This is a genomic window from Rickettsia tamurae (assembly GCF_000751075.1).
Lineage (GTDB): Bacteria > Pseudomonadota > Alphaproteobacteria > Rickettsiales > Rickettsiaceae > Rickettsia > Rickettsia tamurae.
Window position 1 is genome coordinate 1 of record NZ_CCMG01000011.1, and the last position, 16260, is coordinate 16260.

Genomic DNA, 16260 nt, shown 5'->3' on the forward strand with positions numbered 1-16260 from the left:
GACGCAGCATTTGTTAAGTTAGTCGTAGTGGCTTTAATAACCGCCCCTCCAAGAGAAAGGGTACTTGCCCCAACGCTTATTTGAGCTGCTGGATTAATATTACCTATTGTTCCGTTAATGGCAGCATCTGTATTGGCAGTTATTATACCTCCTCCATCTATATTTCCTGTAAGTGTTATCTTTGCCGGAGTTGCAGATTGTATAATTAGTCCAGCATTCGCTCCCCCTAAAGTTATATTTCCTAAACCAGTATAAGTATCAGCAGCAGCATCAAAACCATGATTTGCAACAACCGTAGCAGTACCGGTTAAAGTTAAACTTTTGCCGGCATTAATAGTAACAGGCAACAAGTTACCCCCTGTAACAATAGAACCGACGCTGGTATCTTCAGTAATATTTAGGCCTCCAGGATTAGTAGCCGCAACATTTATAGCCGTAATAATACGACCGACTTCATCTGCAGTGATATTATGATTACCACCGTAAGTAAATGCCTTATTGTCTTGAGGACCGTTAGCAGGAGTACCATTAGCTACTCCTTCAGCCGTTATCTCATTCCAATTACCGGCAGCAGCAAGATCACTAAATGCTGCATCATTAGTAGAAATAACACCCGCAGCAACACCCAACGCCCCGCTACTACTCAGCATTAATGCTGCGGTTGAGGTGGTGAATAAAGCAGTTTTAAGACCTTTTTGAATTGCCTTTTGAAATAATTTTGGATAAATACTCGCCATATGTAAACCTTAATAAAAATTAAATAACTTAGAAAGTTAGAAAATGTTGTAATATTAATATAGTTTTTTAAATATGTCTATTATAATTAATAATTTAGATGATATTTTTACAAATTTAGTATGAATATGTGGCATTTGTATAGATTATATGTCATTTCATAACGGCGTTGCCTGCGTGGACCGGTCTTCGTCATTACGAGCAGACCTTGTTGCGTGGACCGAATCGTCATTGCGAGCGAACGTAGAGAGCGTGGCAATCTCGTCAAATATCCTGAGATTGCTTCGTCAATTACTTGCGTAATTTCCTCGCAATGACGACTCGGTATACACCACAGGCAATACCTCTTGCAATGACGATTTAGTATCCATACTCTCCTAACACCTTAATAACATCATCATACATATAACCTTCATAAGCACCGGCTTCGAGTAATAATTTTGTAGCTACTGTACAATTATTACTCTTTGCTAAGCCTAGAGGATTTAAGCCTGATTCATCACGATAATTAATATCCGTAGTGTGTTCAATTAAAAACTGTATTAATTCTTCACCGCAATTAGCTTTTATAGCATGATGCAGAGCTAGACGTCCTAATTGGTCTTTGTAGCATCAACACCTTTACTATATTTCTACTAACTCTAAATCACCGGCATATATTGCTTTTTGTAAAAGCTTTTGTCCTAAAGCTTTATCAAATTCGGCGTAATCTTTAATCAAAATTTTTACTAGTTTTTGAGGTGTTTATATTCTTGTCATAAATTTGAGTTACTTTTTCTAAAAGTGTTTGCTGCCCCGTGTTTTTACCGACTAGCGTATGATTTACTAGATACTCTATTAATCTCAAATCTTCAGAATCGATAGCAAGTTCAAAAATCTTATAACCGAGCTCGCTTTTAATATCAAATTTAGCACCTTTGCTAATTAACGCTTTTACTGACGAGATATTTTTCGATTCTACGGCTAGCTCTAGAGGCGTTTTATTATTATTATGATGATTTTTATCATGAAAAAATTGTGCTATTTTACCATTCCCCATTGCTCTTGCCCAATCATGTAAAGTATAGCCATATTTATCGTACTTTTGAAATTCCGTATTCTCATATAAATATTCTACCATTTCTACACATTACCGATTTTTATTGCTAAGTGAATAGCAGACCAACCACATGTTAGGAGCAATCTTTCCTCCCATCTGAACTAAAAATTTTACTGTTTCTAAATCATGACCAAGTATTGCTAACTCCAAAGGAGTTCTACATTTAGCATCTGTAGCATTAATATTTTTTTCATTACACAAAGCTTCTACTAACTTTATTTCTTTACCACTATATGTAAATCCGACCATTTATTATCTCTTATAGCCATCGGGTTTACTTTCGCTATCTTAGCTTTTAAAGCTTTAAGACGTGATATTATATAATCTTTAGGGGTAATTTTTACATATGAGGCATAGTAACTTGGGTGTCTGGTTCCAGTGTTAGAGGTAGTCATTGAATTATTTCCATTATTTAATATATTGCGGCGGCAATTATTAAAATATATTAATAATGTCAATGATAAATGTAGATACCGAGTCGTCATTACGAGGAAATTACGCAAGTAATTGACGAAGCAATCTCAGGATATTTGACGAGATTGCCACGCAGCCTGTGATACAAGATACCGTGGTCAAGCCACAGGATGACAGCTAAAAGTACTGGATTCCCGCCTTCGCGGGAATGACATTTACCTCTCAGGCAATAATATCTCTCTTTTACCTGTATGATTCGGTGGTGAGACTATTCCCTCTTTCTCCATCTTCTCAACTAAGTTGGCGGCTTTGTTATAGCCGATTCTAAGCGACCTTTGGATATAGCTAATGGAAGATTTTCGCTCGTCACGCACTATCTGCACGGCTTTTTTGTAAAACACTTCATCAGATGTGCCGTCACCGATATCAATACTACTATCGTCTTCTTCAGGCTGCTCGGTAACGGCAGAGATATATTCAGGCGTACCAGTCTCTTTCAAATATTCCGTAATTTTCTCAATTTCAGCTTCATTAACAAATGGTCCGTGTACCCTACTTACCTTTGAAGTATTACCCATAAATAGCATATCACCCATACCGAGTAACTGCTCGGAGCCTTGCTCACCTAAAATCGTTCGGCTATCAATTTTAGAGGTAACTTTAAAGCTAATACGACTTGGAAAATTGGCTTTAATGACACCGGTAATAACGTCTACAGAAGGTCTTTGCGTTGCCATAATAATATGAATGCCTGCCGCTCTTGCCATTTGAGCAAGCCTTTGAATCAGCATTTCAATATCCTTACCGGCAATTAGCATTAAATCAGCCATCTCATCAACAATAACCACAATGTAAGGTAGTTTTTCCATATTCATCGTAACGGTTTCGTAAATAGGCTTACCGGTTTCAGGATCAAAACCCGTTTGAATCGAACGCTCAATTACTCTATTCTTTTTAACCGCTTCTAAGATTTTTGCATTATAACCTGCGATATTCTTAACACCGATATTGCTCATCATTCTATAACGGTTTTCCATTTCCTTAACTGCCCATTTAAGAGCAACTACCGCCTTAGAAGGCTCGGTTACCACGGGAGTTAGCAAATGCGGTATTCCATCATAAGCCGATAATTCAAGCATTTTCGGATCGATCATGATAAAGCGGCATTCTTCGGGAGTATAGCGGTATAAGAGCGATACAATCATCGCATTAATACCGACGGATTTACCTGAGCCGGTGGTTCCTGCTACTAATAAATGAGGCATTTTAGCAAGATCGGCAATTAACGGCTTACCTGCTAAATCTTTACCCAAGACTAACGGCAATAAAGTTGATTTGTCTTGGTATTCGGGAGTCTCTATAAGCTCTTTCAAACAAAAGAATTCACGTTGCTTATTAGGAAGCTCAATACCAAGTACGTTTTTGCCGGGTATGACTGCTATCCTTGTTGATAAAGCAGATAGTGAGCGTGCTATATCGTCAGATAATCCTACTACCCTTGATGTTTTAGTACCTGCTGCCGGCTCAAATTCATATTGAGTTACCACCGGTCCTTGATTGATATTAATTATCTGCCCTTTAACTCCAAAATCATTAAGCACGGTTAATAACTCTTCAGCCTTTTGTTTAAGCTCTGAGGAAGAAGCCCCTTTTACATGATGGTTTTCAGGATCACGTAATAAGGAAATAGGCGGCAATTCTGCTATTTCGCTTTGAGATATTTTAGGGCTAACAGGTTTGCTAAAGAATTTTATAGGATTTGCAGGTATGGGTCTTGCTTCTTCAGTGAATTTTACTTTTTCACTTACAGGCTTTTGGTAAGAAGAAGTTATATTTATTTTATCATTTTTTTTAGTAGGGAATAATCTTATCGACGACAATCGTGAAAATACATTATGTAAAAAAGATTGTACCCGATAGATTAAAAATTTACCTAGCTTAATAATAAAATTACTTAAAGAAGTAAATTTAATTTCAAGTAAAACAACTAATATAATAAAGGTAAAAAATATTAATAATAAGTATAGTTGATTTGTAAATCGCTCAAAAAAATTAGAAGCTATTATTCCAATAGCTCCGCCTGCATTTGCCGGTATGAATTCTAGCTTAATCTTAGATAATAACGTGCTACTGCTAACGAGAGCGAGCAACATTACAAATATACGGATAAATGAGCCGCGATATCTTCCATACCAACAATTTCTCACCCAAACAAAGCAAGCAAGCGGTATAATAAAAGCAGCCAATCCAAAAAATTGATATAAACAATCGGATAAATAAGAGCCAAAAATTCCGACTAAATTACTAGGGTACTCTGTTGTGACCGAGTTAAAAGACGGATCGTCTATATTATATGACGTGAGAACAGTAACAATACCAAGCCCGATTATCCCTAAGATAACAGCTTGTACCTTATTGTTTGAAAGAATTTTATTTATGTAATATAGCATAGTTTTAAATATTAAGCTAAATTATGAGTTTTATACCTTTAATACTCTATAGGCTTTTCAATAAAGGAATAATTATTACTGTTATAAAAGTAACCAACGTACTAAGAAATTTCCCATTATCAGCCCAATATGAAATGCAGGTAATATGTTATACAAGACAATTAAATGACAACAATATATTGGGTAAGAGAGTAAAGCAATTAATTTGTCTAACTTATTATCTTTGGTTAAGTCAAATATTTTTCCTAAAGATAGAGCAAATAAACAATAAAAAAGTAATTTTTTTAGTTGAGGCTCTATTGGGATAAACGGAAAAGTAATAATTATTAATATAATATAAATAGAGTAATTGACTAAGCCAAGGCTTTTTTTCGTTTATTTCTTTACTAGAATAAATATAAAATGCTTGACTACCGATTAAGAAAATTGCAAGTTCAGAAGGAAAGAATCTATAAGACCAAGGATCTCCTATAAATCCGTTAAACTGAAGAATAATTCTAGTAATTAAAGATATACAAATTATGGATAAAATATAGATATTTTTCTTTTTTAGAATCCAAGGTGCTATTAAATAAAAAGAAATTTCTAACCCAATTGACCAACCAGGAGGTATCAACAAAAATTGATAAAGAGGAGGCGTGGAGTCAGTAAAGTATTTTGTAAAATGTACTGTATTATTATTAATTCCAATAAACATTGTTACATCTTGAAACAACATTGTTAGATTTGTAAAAATTAAAAAAACCAGCCGGAAATGGAAGATTATACAATTGCCTTAAAAAAGAAAATTTTTGCTGCAAGAGGAAAATAGTTAAAATACAAAAGATATAAGTAGGATAAAGCCTTAAATATCTACTTTTCCAAAATTTTATTTTGCTTGTATAATTGCTCTGAATCATAGCCATATAAAAGCCGGAAATCATGAAAAAAGATTGTACTGCGATTTCTAAACCTACAAATTTAAGAAATGGATGAGAATTTGAATGTGCAGCCACAACAGAAAGAGTAAATTAATAACCTAACTACACCCATTATGTTAAATAATAATTATATTAGCAATTATATAATATCCAAAACCTAAATCAAGTAACATAGCCGCACTTCTCAATAATAGGATAAGTTATTTACATTAAAAGAACCATTTTGTATTATAAAAAATACATTTTTTTACTTGAGTGAAAGGTAACCAAAATTCATGACCATAAAAATTCATACGGAAAAAGATTTCATAAAGATGCGAGCAGCTGGAAAATTAGCTGCAGAGATACTCGATTTTATTACTGATTACGTAAAGCCGAACGTCACTACTAATAGTTTAAATGACCTTTGTCATAATTTTATTACTTCTAATAATGCCATTCCTGCACCGTTAAATTACAAAGGCTTTCCGAAATCGATTTGTACTTCTATAAATCATGTGGTTTGTCATGGCATTCCAAACGATAAGCCATTAAAAAACGGTGATATAGTAAATATTGATGTTACGGTAATTTTAGACGGTTGGTACGGTGATACTAGCCGTATGTATTATGTTGGTGACGTAGCAATTAAGCCAAAGCGTCTTATTCAAGTAACTTATGATGCAATGATGAAAGGGATTGAAGTAGTTAGACCCGGTGCTAAACTCGGTGATATCGGACATGCTATTCAAAGCTATGCCGAGAAACATAATTATTCTGTGGTTAGAGATTATACGGGTCACGGTATCGGAAGAGTTTTTCATGACCAACCGTCAATATTAAATTACGGTCGCAGCGGCACGGGTATAACGTTAGAAGAAGGGATGTTTTTCACCGTTGAACCTATGATAAATGCCGGTAATTACGACACTATATTAAGTAAACTAGATGGATGGACGGTTACTACACGTGATAAATCATTATCGGCTCAATTTGAGCATACTATAGGCGTGACTAAAGACGGTTTTGAAATATTTACGTTATCACCGAAAAAATTAAAATACCCTCCATATTCAATTTGATTCACACAATGTTAGAAAATAATTTGATAGAATTCGGTAATGATGAAATAGGTACGCCTCATTATATAGGTCACCGTAAAAGTGTAAAAGAACGCTTCGTTACTGCCGGAGCAGAACATTTTTCCGATTACGAATTACTTGAAGTAATGTTATTTTTATCCCTCGTAAAGACGTAAAGCCTCTTGCTAAAAAGTTACTTGACCATTTTGATATTACGGATTTAATTAATCTTGATAAAGAAAGGCTACTTAGTATAAAGGTACTAATGAAAATTTATATATTAATTTTGCTCTAATACGTGAGTTGATAAATAGAGTATTGAAACAAAAAATAATAAATAAAAATATTATTGCTTCTTGGAGTTCTTTGATTGATTATTTAAAAGTTAATATGGGCAATATGCGACTCGAGCAATTTCGTATATTATTTTTGAATAAGAAAAATATTTTACCGATGAGGTTTTAAGTCAAGGAACTATAGACCAAGCTGCGTTATATCCACGTGAGATAATTAAACGAGCTTTATTTAACGAAGCAAGCAGCCTTATACTTGTGCATAATCATCCAAGCGGTAGCCCTGAACCTTCAAAAGCCGACATTCATATGATAAATAAGATAGTAGAGACATGCCAAACCGTAAATATTATAGTACATGATCACGTCATTATAAGTAATAACAAATATTATAGTTTTAAATCTAATATGTTACTATGAATATAAATAGCTATAGCACTTTAGACTTCCTGCATAACGTAGCTAATAAAGAGGAATTTGCAGGAAACACGGAAGCGCTTGCCACCGCAGCGTACACTTTAGTACGTGAGGATGCGAGTACCGGATTGACGCACAAATTACCTTTAGGAGTAAGTTATGCAGGAAGTCTACTATTTATTTTTTCTTTTATAGCAACCGCTATATTAACATATATATTAACTAAATATCTTCCTGCAATCGGTTTAGTTGATGTACCGAGTAGTCGTCGCTCTCATGATAAGATAACACCGCGCGGCGGCGGTCTTGCTATTGTAATTGTCGTAATGATTGCTTTGAGCGGATTTGAATATATAACAAGCAATAATCTTATTAATTCAACAAAAATACTACCTTTATTATTGGTAATTTCCTCGGTTTCTTTTTTAGATGACTTAAAAGCCGTACCTATTCTAATTCGTTTAATAGTCCACTTAATTTGTGCAGCTTTTGCTATTTTTCTTTTTTCACAGGTAAATTCCGTCCATATACTAATATATTCTATTTTAGTTATAGCTTTAAGCGGCTTTATTAATATATATAATTTTATGGACGGTATAGACGGTATGAGCTGCATAGAATCTATTCATCTATCTAGCACTATGCTTATATTATGTTTTTTACAATTTCCTACTATTGATAACTCGTATTTTATATCTAGTGTAAATGTTATTATTCTTGGTTTTTCTTGTGGTTTTTTAATATTTAATTGGCATCCGGCAAAAATATTTTTAGGAGATGTGGGAAGTATTAGCCTTGGATTCTTAACGGGTCTTTGCTTGCTCCTGCTTGCTCTTACAAGCACTAATTTATTTATAGCTTGTGCTATTGCTAGCTTATATTACATTACCGATGCCGTACTAACCATATTAATTCGGCTACTCAATAAAGAAAAAATTTGGCAGCCTCATTTAAAGCATTTTTTCCAAAAAGCAGTACAAAAAGGTAAGTCTCATAAACAAGTAGTATCGATTATAGCAGTTTGTAATATATTTTTAATGATCATATCGGTTACATCTTTACATTTTCCTGTAATATCTATAATGCTTGCTTTAGCCGTCATAACTTTAACAGTGCAGAGTTTATTAAAATGAAGCTAATTAAAGAGGATATTGATAAAATAGTTAGACGTATATTTGCCAAACAACATCCATTGCTGCCTGAAATCATGATTAACTGGAATAAAATAGTCGGGTTTAACTTCAGTACTAAAGTATTACCTTTAAAAATCACCACCTATACTTATAAAAAACAAAAGATTAATACGCTGTTTATACAAGCAGAAGATAATGCTACGGCAGCAGAATTACCTTATTATCAAGATATTATTCTAGAACGTATTAAAATTTATTTAGGCTTTGAAGCAATACATCAAATGAACGTAACGTTTTATAAGCAAAAGCCTAAAGTATGAGAATTAAGTCATGCTCTCTTCGTGTGGATTTCTTGAATTAAAATATCCGCCAGAATATTTAAATTTTTATGTAATTTTCTAATCATAGATAAAGTAAGAGGTCTTCTTTTATTAAGAATTTCAGATACTTTACTTCTTGAACCTATGCTCTTTTCTAAATCTTTTCTAGAAAGTCCAAGCTGCTCTATCCTAAAATTAATTGCTTCAATTGGGTCAGGTGCTTCTATTTTATAATGTTTATTCTCATAATCTTCTACTAATATTGATAATATTTCTAATTTTTCAGCTTCTGAGGAATTTTCTTTTGCATATAATAAATTATCTAGTTCTTTTAATGCTTCTTTATATTCTTTTTCTGTTTTTATAATATTTATTTCCATACTTAAATCTCCTTAACATTTATCTTATCATATTCTGCATGCGTTCCCACAAATCTTATGACCATTGCCTGCGTGAATACTCAATCGTCAATGCGAGCAGGCGTTGTTGCGTAGATACCCAAGTCGTCATTGCAAGGAGCTGTAGGCGACGCGGCAATCCAGAAAATAATTAAAAAAATTCTGTAAAAATGACGAAAAAGCTGAATCATGCGATAATACCTTGCAGTCGCTTAGCTCATGACGCCTCAGTACCCACGTAGGCAATACCAAGGCACACAAACAAAAAAAGGAGTCTTTGATTAAAGACTCCTTTTTAGCTTGTAAAAAGATTTGAGAGTTAATTACATATCAAATCTTAATCCTGCCATTAAGTTATTACCTTTATAACGGGCTCCACCAAATTTAACTTTATTTCCGGCAACATTTTTAGTATTAGTTTTTGATTTACCGTAATCTGTCCAGCTATAAACGAGTTCTGCTTTCACACCTTGTGCTAGTTCAAATGAAGTTCCTAAAGATAATTGATAAGCAAAGTTGGTTTTGTTTTTAGTGGTTCCTGAAAAATTAGTACTACTAATAACATTATTATTAGCAACAATCTTAGTTGAAATATTTACTTTTTCCTTTACTAACGCAGCACCGACACCTGCTCCTGCAAAAACTTTAAACATACTTAAATCAATAAAATCTACATAACCGTTAAGTAATGCACTTACAATAGTAGGTTTATGTTTTACTGATACTGTAGTACCACTTGTAAACACACCTCCTGGAATCACAACACCATTAATAATAAGTTGTCCACCTGCTGAAATAACCGATGGTACAGTAGTAACAGTAGAGCTAAAGGTTGAAACATCTGTAGATTTTTTCATGTGATTATTTGTTACCATTCCAATTGTAAAATCAGTTCTTAAATTATCCATGATATAATAACCTGCTCCAATATTACCGGTAAAACCTGTATTGGATTTTAACTTAACACTGCTATTTGAAGGTTTCGCTTTATCAAAAATCACGCCACCGGCATTAAGTTTTAAATACCATTGATTTTCCAGAGATAATGACATCGATGAATTACTAGATGAATCTACAGAAGAATTCATATCGCAATCAGCGAATGAAAGACCGGAAGTTAAAAGTGCTGTGCTTGCAGCTGCTATTAAAAGTAATTTTTTCATATTGTTAAATTTTTCCTTTAAATTTTATTAGTTGTTAGTAAAAACGATATTAGATAATAATTCTACAATTTTTACCTAAATTCGATAAAAAATAGTTTTAAGTGACATTTCTGAGTTGTCGTTTAATGTCACTCCATGGCTTGACCACGGAGTCCAGTCTTTATTTTGTATTTCTAGATACCGTGGTCAAGCCACGGTATGGCATTAGGTTATTACCTAAAACTATAATATATTCTTGTTAATTATATATCAAATCTTATACCGGCTGTTAAGTTGTGGCTTTGATAACGCATGCCACCGGTTGGTACACTTGTTCCTTGGTAAATTACATTCTTACTTTTTGTTCTACCATCATATATCCAGCTATAAGCTAGTTCTGCTTTAACACCGTCGGCAATTTGCGCAGAAGTACCTAAAGTTAGCTTGTAAGAGATATTAGTTCTGTTTTTAGTGTTAGATGAAAGACCAGTTATCCCGTTATATGTAATTTTTTCTTTAACTAATGCAGGACCAACACCGGCACCAGCAAAAACATCGAACATATCAAAATTAGTTAAATCTACATAACCGTTAATAAGTAAACGTGTAATAGTAGGTTTATGACTTGCTGAAACATTAGTACCGGTAAAAGATGCATTAGTCGCAGCTCCGGATTTCTTTAATTTCCCACCGATTATAGTACCTAAAGTTAAATCGGCTCTAAAGTTTTCGGAAATATAATAACCGATACCTAAATCAACTGGAACAGTTGTATTAGATTTTAATTTAACACCGGTTGCCTTATCTTTTTCTTTATTAAACATTGCTGCACCGGCATCTATTCTTAAATACCACTCATTATCCATGCCCTCGGCAAATGATACGCTAGAAGATAAAATTGTTGTACTTGCAACTATTAAAAGTAACTTTTTCATGATTAGCACCTCAAATTAATAATTAAACATTATCTTAATAGCATATATAACATATTATATTTTTTAGTTCTATATTTAATCGGCAATTAGATTCATATAATAAAGCTTTTATTAAGTTTTGTGACAAAATAAACACATATTAGTTAATTCATGTTATTTATGTATTTATTAAACTTATCTTTCTCATCTTTAAATTTATCGGCATCAGGCAAAGCAGGTTTTTTTTTGGTAATATTTTTCCATCCTTTATTTTCTATAAAATCTTTTGCACGTTCTACCCATTCTATTAACTCCGGTGATTCGGGTTTAATAGCATCTATAGGACAATCAGGAATACACACGCCACAATCTATACATTCATCAGGATTGATAACTAGCATAAATTCACCTTCATAGAAACAATCTACGGGACATACTTCAACGCAATCGGTATATTTACATTTTACGCATTCATCGGTTACAACATAGGTCATTTTGTTATCGATTCTTAATTTTATCGATTAATATAGAGGTTCTTAAAAGTAATACTAACAAAAAATATAGTATAAAACTTATAAACATAATAATTAAAGGCTTTAACATTGAAGAATGAATAGTAGGAGAACCAAACCTTAAAACACTAGCAGGCTGATGCAGACTATACCAAATATTTACCGAGAATTTTACTATCGGTATGTTAATCAGTCCGATAATAGCAATAATCGAAGCAGGATTTTGTGCTTTTCTTATATTATCCGCACTATTCACTATAATAATATAGCTTAAATATAATAAAAATAATATGAGCATGGAGGTAAGTCTTGCATCCCAAACCCACCATGTCCCCCATATAGGTTTTCCCCATAAAGAACCTGTTACTAAACTAATCAAAGTAAAAGTAGCTCCAACGTAACTAGAAGCTACGGCTAGCAAATAGTTAATAGTAGTTTTCCATACTAAATAGCTAAAACTGCATGCTGCCATGAAAACATAAACACCAAGGGCCATCCAAGAAGCAGGAACATGAACATACATAATGCGTACAAACTCACCTTGCTGATAATCTACCGGCGAAACTATGAGGGCTAAATAAAGACCTATAATCATCATTAGGAAAGTAGATATAGCTAATATAAGTATTATAACCTTCGATAATTTATTAAAATAATAGGGGGTTAATAGTTTTAGCATATTTTCTTACTTCTTTATTTCATTCTTGCAATCCTCTATGTCATTCCCGCAAAAGCATTGTTGCGTGTATAGGTTTTTCATTTGTCATCCCGCGACTTGATCGCGGGATCCAGTTAAAAATACTAAATTAGTATTTTTAAGTTATTTTTATGGATACCGTGGTCAAGCAACGGTATGACACCGAGCATACTTTATGATCCACGCAGGCAATGCTCTACCATGATTATCGTATCCTTTTAAAAAACTCTTTCATTAATAGCCCCGAATCTTCGGCAAGAATTCCGCTATATATTTCCGGTCTATGAAAACAAGCACTACTGTTAAAATATCGTAAATTACTTTCGACTGCTCCGTGCTTGGAATCAGAAGCCCCGTAAAATAAACGTTTTAACCTGCTATGAGCTATAGCTGCCGCACACATAGCACAAGGTTCTAAAGTAACGTAAATATCATAATCATTTAAATTTTTAGAAGATATAAGATTACATGCTTCATTAATAGCAATAATTTCAGCATGACAAAGAGCGTTATTTTTTTCTTCCGTATTGTTATGGGTACTAGCAATAATTTTCTGATTTAACCTATCTACAATCACCGCTCCGACCGGAACTTCATTTTTATCAAAAGCAATCCATGCTTGTTTTAAAGCTTGCTCCATGAAAAAATTATTAAAATTAGCTTCTTTATCTAACAATATATTCACGGTAATTTACGTGTTCTTCGATTCCAAAAGGATCTTGGTGGATAATTATTTCAGCCTCCGGAAATTCCTGCAATATTTCAAAAGCAATCTCATCGCTAATTTTATGAGCATTATAAAGCGACATATTGCCGTCCATTTCCAAATGGCACTGGATAAAAACTTTTTGACCGGCATATCTAGTTTTCATTTCGTGCATACCTTCTACGCCTAAATGGTTATTAACTATCGAGATAATTTTTTGTCTATCTTGTTCGGGTAATTCATGATCTACTAAATTTTTAAATGCCTTTTTAAATAAAGAATAAGAAGAGTAAAATATATATAACGAAATAACTACACCAAATAATGGGTCAACAAACCAAAAATAATCACTTAAATTTATAGAGATAATTACTATAACATTAGTTAGTAAGTCTGTGAAATAATGAAGCTTATCGGCTTTTACTATTTCCGATCCTGTTTTTTTAATTACATAAGTTTGATAAAGTACTAAAATAATTGTTAAGAATATACATACATACATTACAGTAGTGCCGTCGCTAATATTCTCCGGTTTTGTTTTTTCAAATAATGATTTAACCGAAGAAAAGCCTACAAAAAAAGCTGAAGCAAAGAAAAATATCGATTGAGAAAAAATTGTTAAATCCTGAATTTTTTCATGCCCGAATCGATGATGATGATCCGGCGGTTGCAGGGCAAATCTTAAAGCTATTAAATTAATAAAGGAGGAAGTTATATCAAGCATCGAATCAATTAAAGAAGCAAGGATTGATTGCGAATCGGTAACAACCCAAGCATATAATTTTATACTTAAAATAATTAATGCCGTAGTAACCGATAAATAAGATACCGATTTTATTAACCGATTACGGCTATTAGTATCCATGACAAATCTTTCCAATTTATTTTTTGTAGTTTAACAAAGAAAATATAAAATTCAATTATAATTAGGTTCCGTGAACAAAATTAAAAATAATATTTTAAAATACAAATAATTTAAATTTTGTTTACAGAATCTGGTTTTAACTTTACAAAATTCTAAAAACCATATACTTATTAAATTATATATTAATTTAGAGAGAATTATATGAAACTATTATCTAAAATTATGATTATAGCTCTTGCAACTTCTATGTTACAAGCCTGTAACGGTCCGGGCGGTATGAATAAACAAGGTACAGGAACACTTCTTGGCGGTGCCGGCGGCGCATTACTTGGCTCTCAATTCGGTAAAGGTAAAGGACAGCTTGTCGGAGTAGGTGTAGGTGCATTACTTGGAGCAGTTCTTGGTGGACAAATCGGTGCAGGTATGGATGAGCAGGATAGAAGACTTGCAGAACTCACCTCACAAAGAGCTTTAGAAGCAGCTCCTAGCGGTAGTAGTACAGAATGGCGTAATCCGGATAACGGCAATTACGGTTACGTAACACCTAATAAAACTTATAGAAATAGTACAGGTCAATATTGCCGTGAGTACACTCAAACAGTTGTAATAGGCGGAAAACAACAAAAAGCATATGGTAATGCATGCCGCCAACCTGATGGACAATGGCAAGTTGTGAATTGATAGACCAAACGTCATTGCGAGCAGGCATTGCCTGCGTGGATCAATTCCTGTGCATACCACGACTTGATCGCGGTATCTCAGGACTCAGCCTGTGACACAAGATCCCGTGGTCAAGCCACGGGATGACATCCCTTAAACTAAGAGAGTAATCATGACTTTCATAATAACAAGTACTGCGTTTAAACATAATGACCGCATTCCTGATAAATTTACTTGTAAAGGACAAAATGTTTCACCGCATCTAGAATGGAATAATGCTCCTGCAGATATTAAATCTTTTGCACTTATCATGGATGATCCGGATGCACCGGTAGAAATAGCACCACCGCACGGTATATGGGATCATTGGATAATCTATAATATTCCTGCTTCTGTTACTAAGCTTTCAGAAGGACAAATAGATAGCAATATTAAAATTTTAAATAATAGCTGGAAAGAAAAAAAATACGGCGGTCCTTGTCCACCTGCCGGCAAACCTCATAGTTATTTTTTTAAACTATACGCTCTAAATGATTATCTTGAGCCTGATGAGAATGCTAGTAAACAAGATTTAGTGTTGGCTTTGCAAAAACATTTACTTGCCGAAGCAGAACTAATCGGCATTTATTCTACATAATGCAGCCACGGGATGACAGGAGTGAACCGATACATGCAAAAACCTATAATCGAGTTTCGTAACGTATCTAAAAAATTCGGTAATAAATTGCCGATAAATAACGTTAGTTTCACTGTCAAAAAAAATAATATAACTACTTTAATTGGACCTAACGGTGCAGGTAAAACTACCATAGTACGATTAATGCTTGGCCTTGAAAAACCTACAAGCGGCGAGATTATAATTGATCCCAAATTAAAAATCGGATATGTACCGCAGAAGTTCGGATTAACCCCTGATCTACCTATTACAGTAAAAAAATTTTTAGATTTGTTAGCACCTAGTAATTTTAATAACAATATTAAAGAGATTAAATCATTTATTGATTTGGAACATATAAAAGATCAAGAAATTTCTAAGCTCTCAGGAGGGCAGTTTCAAAAGGTAGTTCTTGCATGTTCAATAGTTAATAATCCCGACTTAATTATTTTAGATGAACCGTTACAGTCTTTAGACGTAACAAGCCAACAAGAATTTTATCAGCTTATTAATTTGATTCGTAAAAAGCTAAATATTACGGTTTTTATGATTTCTCATGATTTATTTACCGTAATAAAAAACTCCGATCAAGTGATATGCTTAAACGGTCATATATGTTGTAGCGGAATACCAAACGAAATAACTCCTAACTCTGAATTCTCAAATGCACTTTCTTCTCTAGGCTTCTATACCCACCACCACGATCATAAGCATTAGGTAACCGTTCACGAGTATTGCGTAGCTTATTATTTCTCTCTGTCATCCCGTGATTTATTCACGGGATCCAGTAAAAATTTTTTATTATTTTTCTGGATTGCCATGCAGCCTACGGCTGCTTGCAATGACGATTCGGTATCTATGAAACAAGG

21 protein-coding genes and 3 pseudogenes are annotated in these 16260 nt (G+C 33.6%); 9 read left to right on the forward strand and 15 right to left on the reverse strand.

The window, feature by feature from the left end; all coding sequences use genetic code 11:
- From MB29_RS03780 to MB29_RS14195, 8 genes and pseudogenes are all read right to left on the reverse strand, one after another.
- A pseudogene (locus MB29_RS03780) lies at positions 1-737 on the reverse strand (autotransporter outer membrane beta-barrel domain-containing protein); the annotation flags it as partial.
- Between the two features lie 358 nt (positions 738-1095).
- The gene (locus MB29_RS13750) at positions 1096-1317 is read right to left on the reverse strand and encodes an ankyrin repeat domain-containing protein (RefSeq protein ID WP_324607276.1); all 222 of its coding nucleotides are present in this window, start codon (positions 1315-1317) and stop codon (positions 1096-1098) included.
- Positions 1318-1447: 130 nt separating this feature from the next.
- The gene (locus tag MB29_RS14180) at positions 1448-1855 is read right to left on the reverse strand and encodes an ankyrin repeat domain-containing protein (protein ID WP_407690056.1); all 408 of its coding nucleotides are present in this window, start codon (positions 1853-1855) and stop codon (positions 1448-1450) included.
- A 9-nt stretch (positions 1856-1864) separates the two neighbouring features.
- Positions 1865-2083: an ankyrin repeat domain-containing protein gene (locus MB29_RS14185; protein WP_215426218.1), complete on the reverse strand. Its 219-nt coding sequence runs from the start codon at positions 2081-2083 to the stop codon at positions 1865-1867.
- Positions 2050-2229, reverse strand: coding sequence for a hypothetical protein (locus MB29_RS14190; RefSeq protein WP_215426219.1), 180 nt, complete (start codon positions 2227-2229; stop codon positions 2050-2052). The genes MB29_RS14185 and MB29_RS14190 overlap by 34 nt, the downstream gene beginning before the upstream one ends.
- A 234-nt stretch (positions 2230-2463) precedes the next feature.
- The gene (locus tag MB29_RS03790) at positions 2464-4698 is read right to left on the reverse strand and encodes a DNA translocase FtsK (RefSeq protein ID WP_032139122.1); all 2235 of its coding nucleotides are present in this window, start codon (positions 4696-4698) and stop codon (positions 2464-2466) included.
- Positions 4699-4930: 232 nt separating this feature from the next.
- The gene (locus tag MB29_RS12725; protein WP_233418926.1) at positions 4931-5416 is read right to left on the reverse strand and encodes a hypothetical protein; all 486 of its coding nucleotides are present in this window, start codon (positions 5414-5416) and stop codon (positions 4931-4933) included.
- A complete protein-coding gene (locus MB29_RS14195; protein ID WP_407690057.1) occupies positions 5379-5693 on the reverse strand; it encodes an acyltransferase family protein in 315 nt (104 codons plus the stop codon). Before MB29_RS14195 ends, MB29_RS12725 begins: the two co-directional genes overlap by 38 nt.
- Positions 5694-5893: 200 nt before the next feature.
- Between MB29_RS14195 and map the strand changes: the two genes are divergently transcribed.
- From map to MB29_RS03815, 5 genes and pseudogenes are all read left to right on the forward strand, one after another.
- Positions 5894-6679, forward strand: coding sequence for a type I methionyl aminopeptidase (gene map / locus MB29_RS03800; protein WP_032139123.1), 786 nt, complete (start codon positions 5894-5896; stop codon positions 6677-6679).
- An 8-nt stretch (positions 6680-6687) separates the two neighbouring features.
- A pseudogene (locus tag MB29_RS10150) lies at positions 6688-6991 on the forward strand (JAB domain-containing protein); the annotation flags it as partial.
- 6 nt (positions 6992-6997) lie between these two features.
- Positions 6998-7402 (forward strand): annotated as a pseudogene (locus MB29_RS10155) (JAB domain-containing protein).
- Positions 7389-8522 carry a palindromic element RPE1 domain-containing protein gene (locus MB29_RS03810; protein WP_084686853.1) on the forward strand — a complete coding sequence of 378 codons (1134 nt, stop codon included), beginning with the start codon at positions 7389-7391 and terminating at the stop codon, positions 8520-8522. The pseudogene MB29_RS10155 and the gene MB29_RS03810 overlap by 14 nt, the downstream one beginning before the upstream one ends.
- Positions 8519-8842: a DUF721 domain-containing protein gene (locus MB29_RS03815; RefSeq protein WP_032139124.1), complete on the forward strand. Its 324-nt coding sequence runs from the start codon at positions 8519-8521 to the stop codon at positions 8840-8842. The genes MB29_RS03810 and MB29_RS03815 overlap by 4 nt, the downstream gene beginning before the upstream one ends.
- Positions 8843-8850: 8 nt before the next feature.
- Here MB29_RS03815 and MB29_RS03820 read toward each other — a convergent pair whose 3' ends face one another.
- Positions 8851-9222 (reverse strand): helix-turn-helix domain-containing protein, encoded by a 372-nt coding sequence (locus MB29_RS03820; protein WP_032139125.1) that lies wholly within the window; start codon positions 9220-9222, stop codon positions 8851-8853.
- A 341-nt stretch (positions 9223-9563) separates the two neighbouring features.
- The gene (locus MB29_RS03825) at positions 9564-10403 is read right to left on the reverse strand and encodes an outer membrane protein (RefSeq protein WP_032139126.1); all 840 of its coding nucleotides are present in this window, start codon (positions 10401-10403) and stop codon (positions 9564-9566) included.
- 101 nt (positions 10404-10504) lie between these two features.
- Here MB29_RS03825 and MB29_RS10160 point away from each other — a divergent pair, with 101 nt between their 5' ends.
- Positions 10505-10645 (forward strand): palindromic element RPE4 domain-containing protein, encoded by a 141-nt coding sequence (locus MB29_RS10160; RefSeq protein WP_215426220.1) that lies wholly within the window; start codon positions 10505-10507, stop codon positions 10643-10645.
- Here the strand turns inward: MB29_RS10160 and MB29_RS03830 are convergent, their stop codons facing one another.
- The 5 genes from MB29_RS03830 to MB29_RS03850 all read right to left on the reverse strand — a co-directional run bounded on the left by MB29_RS03830 (position 10646) and on the right by MB29_RS03850 (position 14076).
- A complete protein-coding gene (locus MB29_RS03830; RefSeq protein WP_032139127.1) occupies positions 10646-11317 on the reverse strand; it encodes an outer membrane beta-barrel protein in 672 nt (223 codons plus the stop codon).
- Between the two features lie 143 nt (positions 11318-11460).
- Positions 11461-11790, reverse strand: a complete 330-nt coding sequence (gene fdxA / locus MB29_RS03835; protein WP_008581083.1) for a ferredoxin FdxA — start codon at positions 11788-11790, stop codon at positions 11461-11463.
- A gap of 4 nt (positions 11791-11794) precedes the next feature.
- Complete coding sequence (locus tag MB29_RS03840; RefSeq protein WP_032139128.1) at positions 11795-12487, reverse strand: heme ABC transporter permease; 693 nt, start codon at positions 12485-12487, stop codon at positions 11795-11797.
- A 223-nt stretch (positions 12488-12710) separates the two neighbouring features.
- Entirely contained in the window at positions 12711-13190 is a 480-nt protein-coding gene (locus MB29_RS03845) for a nucleoside deaminase (RefSeq protein WP_032139129.1), read from the reverse strand.
- Entirely contained in the window at positions 13171-14076 is a 906-nt protein-coding gene (locus MB29_RS03850) for a cation diffusion facilitator family transporter (protein ID WP_032139130.1), read from the reverse strand. The genes MB29_RS03845 and MB29_RS03850 overlap by 20 nt, the downstream gene beginning before the upstream one ends.
- 201 nt (positions 14077-14277) lie before the next feature.
- Here MB29_RS03850 and MB29_RS03855 point away from each other — a divergent pair, with 201 nt between their 5' ends.
- From MB29_RS03855 to MB29_RS03865, 3 genes are all read left to right on the forward strand, one after another.
- Complete coding sequence (locus MB29_RS03855) at positions 14278-14757, forward strand: RT0821/Lpp0805 family surface protein (protein ID WP_032139131.1); 480 nt, start codon at positions 14278-14280, stop codon at positions 14755-14757.
- Positions 14758-14908: 151 nt separating this feature from the next.
- The gene (locus MB29_RS03860; RefSeq protein ID WP_032139132.1) at positions 14909-15373 is read left to right on the forward strand and encodes a YbhB/YbcL family Raf kinase inhibitor-like protein; all 465 of its coding nucleotides are present in this window, start codon (positions 14909-14911) and stop codon (positions 15371-15373) included.
- 33 nt (positions 15374-15406) lie between these two features.
- Complete coding sequence (locus MB29_RS03865) at positions 15407-16108, forward strand: ATP-binding cassette domain-containing protein (protein ID WP_032139133.1); 702 nt, start codon at positions 15407-15409, stop codon at positions 16106-16108.
- The last annotated feature ends 152 nt before the right edge of the window (positions 16109-16260 follow it).

What these genes read in the sequence shown, in the direction of transcription:
- MB29_RS03830 (WP_032139127.1), bottom strand. Translation starts at nt 11,317, where the DNA reads ATGAAAAAGTTACTTTTAATAGTTGCAAGTACAACAATTTTATCTTCT.
- MB29_RS03840 (WP_032139128.1), bottom strand. Translation starts at nt 12,487, where the DNA reads ATGCTAAAACTATTAACCCCCTATTATTTTAATAAATTATCGAAGGTT.
- MB29_RS14185 (WP_215426218.1), bottom strand. Translation starts at nt 2,083, where the DNA reads ATGGTCGGATTTACATATAGTGGTAAAGAAATAAAGTTAGTAGAAGCT.
- MB29_RS12725 (WP_233418926.1), bottom strand. Translation starts at nt 5,416, where the DNA reads ATGTTGTTTCAAGATGTAACAATGTTTATTGGAATTAATAATAATACA.
- MB29_RS03855 (WP_032139131.1), top strand. Translation starts at nt 14,278, where the DNA reads ATGAAACTATTATCTAAAATTATGATTATAGCTCTTGCAACTTCTATG.
- MB29_RS03850 (WP_032139130.1), bottom strand. Translation starts at nt 14,076, where the DNA reads ATGGATACTAATAGCCGTAATCGGTTAATAAAATCGGTATCTTATTTA.
- MB29_RS03820 (WP_032139125.1), bottom strand. Translation starts at nt 9,222, where the DNA reads ATGGAAATAAATATTATAAAAACAGAAAAAGAATATAAAGAAGCATTA.
- MB29_RS03860 (WP_032139132.1), top strand. Translation starts at nt 14,909, where the DNA reads ATGACTTTCATAATAACAAGTACTGCGTTTAAACATAATGACCGCATT.
- MB29_RS03825 (WP_032139126.1), bottom strand. Translation starts at nt 10,403, where the DNA reads ATGAAAAAATTACTTTTAATAGCAGCTGCAAGCACAGCACTTTTAACT.
- MB29_RS03865 (WP_032139133.1), top strand. Translation starts at nt 15,407, where the DNA reads ATGCAAAAACCTATAATCGAGTTTCGTAACGTATCTAAAAAATTCGGT.
- fdxA (WP_008581083.1), bottom strand. Translation starts at nt 11,790, where the DNA reads ATGACCTATGTTGTAACCGATGAATGCGTAAAATGTAAATATACCGAT.
- MB29_RS14190 (WP_215426219.1), bottom strand. Translation starts at nt 2,229, where the DNA reads ATGACTACCTCTAACACTGGAACCAGACACCCAAGTTACTATGCCTCA.
- MB29_RS03815 (WP_032139124.1), top strand. Translation starts at nt 8,519, where the DNA reads ATGAAGCTAATTAAAGAGGATATTGATAAAATAGTTAGACGTATATTT.
- MB29_RS03810 (WP_084686853.1), top strand. Translation starts at nt 7,389, where the DNA reads ATGAATATAAATAGCTATAGCACTTTAGACTTCCTGCATAACGTAGCT.
- MB29_RS03790 (WP_032139122.1), bottom strand. Translation starts at nt 4,698, where the DNA reads ATGCTATATTACATAAATAAAATTCTTTCAAACAATAAGGTACAAGCT.
- MB29_RS14180 (WP_407690056.1), bottom strand. Translation starts at nt 1,855, where the DNA reads ATGGTAGAATATTTATATGAGAATACGGAATTTCAAAAGTACGATAAA.
- map (WP_032139123.1), top strand. Translation starts at nt 5,894, where the DNA reads ATGACCATAAAAATTCATACGGAAAAAGATTTCATAAAGATGCGAGCA.